The 2,879-nt window shown below is 69.5% G+C and carries 4 protein-coding genes; 3 read left to right on the top strand and 1 reads right to left on the bottom strand.

Going from position 1 to position 2,879, the window contains the following annotated elements:
* The first annotated feature begins 138 nt into the window (after positions 1–138).
* A complete protein-coding gene (locus x551_RS20630; protein ID WP_051512253.1) occupies positions 139–417 on the top strand; it encodes a triphosphoribosyl-dephospho-CoA synthase in 279 nt (92 codons plus the stop codon).
* A 98-nt stretch (positions 418–515) separates the two neighbouring features.
* Positions 516–1,025 (top strand): formaldehyde-activating enzyme, encoded by a 510-nt coding sequence (gene fae, locus x551_RS20625; RefSeq protein WP_011830196.1) that lies wholly within the window; start codon positions 516–518, stop codon positions 1,023–1,025.
* Positions 1,026–1,134: 109 nt separating this feature from the next.
* Here the strand turns inward: fae and x551_RS20620 are convergent, their stop codons facing one another.
* The gene (locus x551_RS20620) at positions 1,135–1,626 is read right to left on the bottom strand and encodes a dihydroneopterin aldolase (protein ID WP_231497827.1); all 492 of its coding nucleotides are present in this window, start codon (positions 1,624–1,626) and stop codon (positions 1,135–1,137) included.
* Between the two features lie 265 nt (positions 1,627–1,891).
* Between x551_RS20620 and x551_RS20615 the strand changes: the two genes are divergently transcribed.
* On the top strand, positions 1,892–2,879 hold a 988-nt coding region (locus tag x551_RS20615), incomplete at its 3' end, for a GAF domain-containing protein (RefSeq protein ID WP_152543617.1).

Below are 2,879 nucleotides of genomic sequence, written 5' to 3'. Positions count from 1 at the left end.
GCGCGAGGCCATGCGGCTCGCCGCCGATCGCGACCGCATCGCGCGCCAGTACGCGAGCGACTATGCCGACCTGTTCGACACCGGCCTCGCGGCGCTGCGTCGCCCCGCCGCGGCATCACCGCGGTCGATGCCGCCGCGGTGCAGGCGCTGTTCCTCGCCTGCCTGGGCCGCTGGCCCGATTCACACATTGTTCGAAAGTTCGGCGCCGACGTGGCACAGGCTGTCACCGACGAGGCGGCGCCGTGGCTGCGGCGGGCCGAAGGCGGCGAGCGGGTCGGCGACGACCCGGCCTTCGCGGCCTGGGACGAGGATCTCAAGGCCCGCGGGCTCAATCCCGGCACGAGCGCGGACCTGACGGTGACCACACTGTTCATTGCTGGCGCACTCGGCGTGGCCGACCTCTCGACTTTCCCATGATTGCGGCGCTGGCATGGAACGTGTAAGTTCACGACGTACTGGCAACGCCCAGTGCTCTTCACATTCACTTCTGCAGAACTTGCTCACGGAGACTCAACATGGCAAAGATTGACCGGATGATGGTCGGCGAATCGCTCGTCGGTGATGGCAACGAAGTGGCTCACATCGACCTGCTGATCGGGCCGCGTGGCAGCGCCGCCGAAACGGCCTTCGCCAACAGCCTGACGAACAACAAGGACGGCTTCACGTCCCTGCTCGCCGTCGTGGCCCCCAACCTGCTCGTGAAGCCGGCGACCGTGATGTTCAACAAGGTCACGATCAAGGGCGCGAAGCAGGCCGTGCAGATGTTCGGCCCGGCCCAGCGCGGCGTGGCCATGGCCGTCGCCGATTGCGTGGAAGACGGCACCATCCCCGCCGACGAAGCCGACAACCTGTTCATCAGCGTCGGTGTCTTCATCCACTGGCTGGCCGAAGACGACAAGAAGATCCAGGACTACAACTACCAGGCCGTCAAGGAGTCGATCAAGCGCGCGGTGTCGGGTTCGCCGACCGCTCGCGAAGTGGTCTCCAAGAAGGGCAGCGCCGCTCACCCGTTCGCGGCCAAGTGATGCGTGGGCCGCAGGTCGGCGTGCCGTAGCGCGCCACCCTGCGGTCGCTGCATTAGAAAAGCCGACCGGTTGCCCGGTCGGCTTTTTTTCGGCTGTCGGGTACGGCCCCTCAGGCGCCGCCCGGCACCATGCCCGCGCCGATCAGCGACAGCACCGGCGCGGCCCGGCCGCTGGCCGGGTCGGTGGCACGGCGGCGTTCGATCGCCACGCCCACCGCTTCCACGTCGTCGAACTTCTTCGGCTTGACCACCACCACGCGCACCCAGTGCGCGCCGAACTCGTGGAGCAGGATGTCGGCCACGGTCTCGGCGAACGACTCCAGCAGCGTGAGCTTGTGCTCCTTGAGCAGGCGCTGCAGCCGCTCGCGCACGACGCCGTAGTCGATGGTGTCGGCGATGTGGTCGCTGTCGCAGGCGCGCGGCCGCGGCAGGCCGGCCGTCACGTCGATGCGGATGGTCTGCGGGCGGTGCAGTTCGGAATCGTGGATGCCGATCACCGTCTGGCCGGTGAATCCTTCGATGAAGATCAGGTCCAGCGGCTCGGCGTCGCGGCCGGCGTCGGTGGCGGTGAACTGCAACTGCGGGCGGGGGGCGGCGATCAAGGGCGACTCCTGGGCTGAAATACCATCACGGGCCGGTGCAAGTCCCGGACCATGCCAGATTTTGGAACACTCCACCGCCGCTCCCCGGGCTTCCACCCCCTACGAGGGCCAAACCGGACGCGCCAGAATCGGTACGCATTGACCCTGTGAGGGACAAGCTGAACGGTCCCTGGGACCCTGGCCGGCGGCAACCGGCCCGGCGCCCGGATCGCTGGCCCGGCGCCAGCGCCTCGCGCGTTCGGCCACAACACGAAGGAGAGACAGCATGGGCATCGTATCGCTGCGCGAGGCAGGCGAACACGCACACCGCATTCTCGATACCGTGCGCCAGGGGGCACGGGCCACCGACGACGACGAGATGGCGCGCTCCTGGACGCGCTGCCTCGAACAGCACCGACTGCACCCGGACCGGCCGCACCGCCCGTCGGTCGTGCCGGCGGCACAGCTCGCGCAGCGCCAGGAGCGGCTGGCCGACGTGATCGACTGCGCCCGCCACGAGATGGCCACGCTCTACCAGCAGCTGGCCGATACCGAGTCGGCCGTGGTGCTGACCGACACCGACGGCGTGATCCTGCACATGGTGTCCTCGCCGGCCTTCGCCGAGGACGTGACGCCGCTGGGTTTCCACGTCGGCGCGGTGTGGAGCGAGGCCGAGGCCGGCACCAACGGCATGGGCACCTGCCTGGTCGCGGCCAGCCCGGTGGCGGTGCGGCGCGAGGACCACTTCTTCACCCGCCTCACGTCGCTCACCTGCTCGGCGGTGCCGGTGTTCGACCCGCAGGGCCAGATGACCGCGGTGCTCGACGTGACCAGCCGCTCGAGCCTGCAGCAGCAGCATTCGCTGGTGCTGCTGGGCATGACCGCGCAGATGATCGAGAACCGCCTGCTCGAGCTGCGCCACCCCGAGGCCCACCTGCTGCACTTCCACAGCCGGCCCGAGTTCGTCTACACGCTGCACGAGGGCAAGCTGGCGCTCGAGGCCGACGGCCGCATCCTCGCCGGCAACCGCAGTGCGCTGTTCCAGCTCGGCCTGCACTCGGTGGCGGAGCTGCGCGAGCGCCGGCTGGAAGACCTGCTCCACACCCGGCTGGCCGAGCTGGTGGAACGCTGCCGGCGCAGCGCCTTCCATCCGGTGGTCAGCTTCGGCGCGCAGGGCGCGAGCCGTTTCTTCGTGGTGGCGCGCCCGCCGGCGTCGGAGACCGGGGCGCACGAGCTGCCGGTGGCCCTGACCGGCCCGAGCACCGGCACGCGCG

The organism is Methylibium sp. T29 (genome assembly GCF_000576205.1).
GTDB classification, from domain to species: domain Bacteria; phylum Pseudomonadota; class Gammaproteobacteria; order Burkholderiales; family Burkholderiaceae_C; genus Methylibium; species Methylibium petroleiphilum.
The sequence above is the reverse complement of the archived record's forward strand: the minus strand, read 5'-3'. Positions and strand labels throughout refer to the sequence as shown.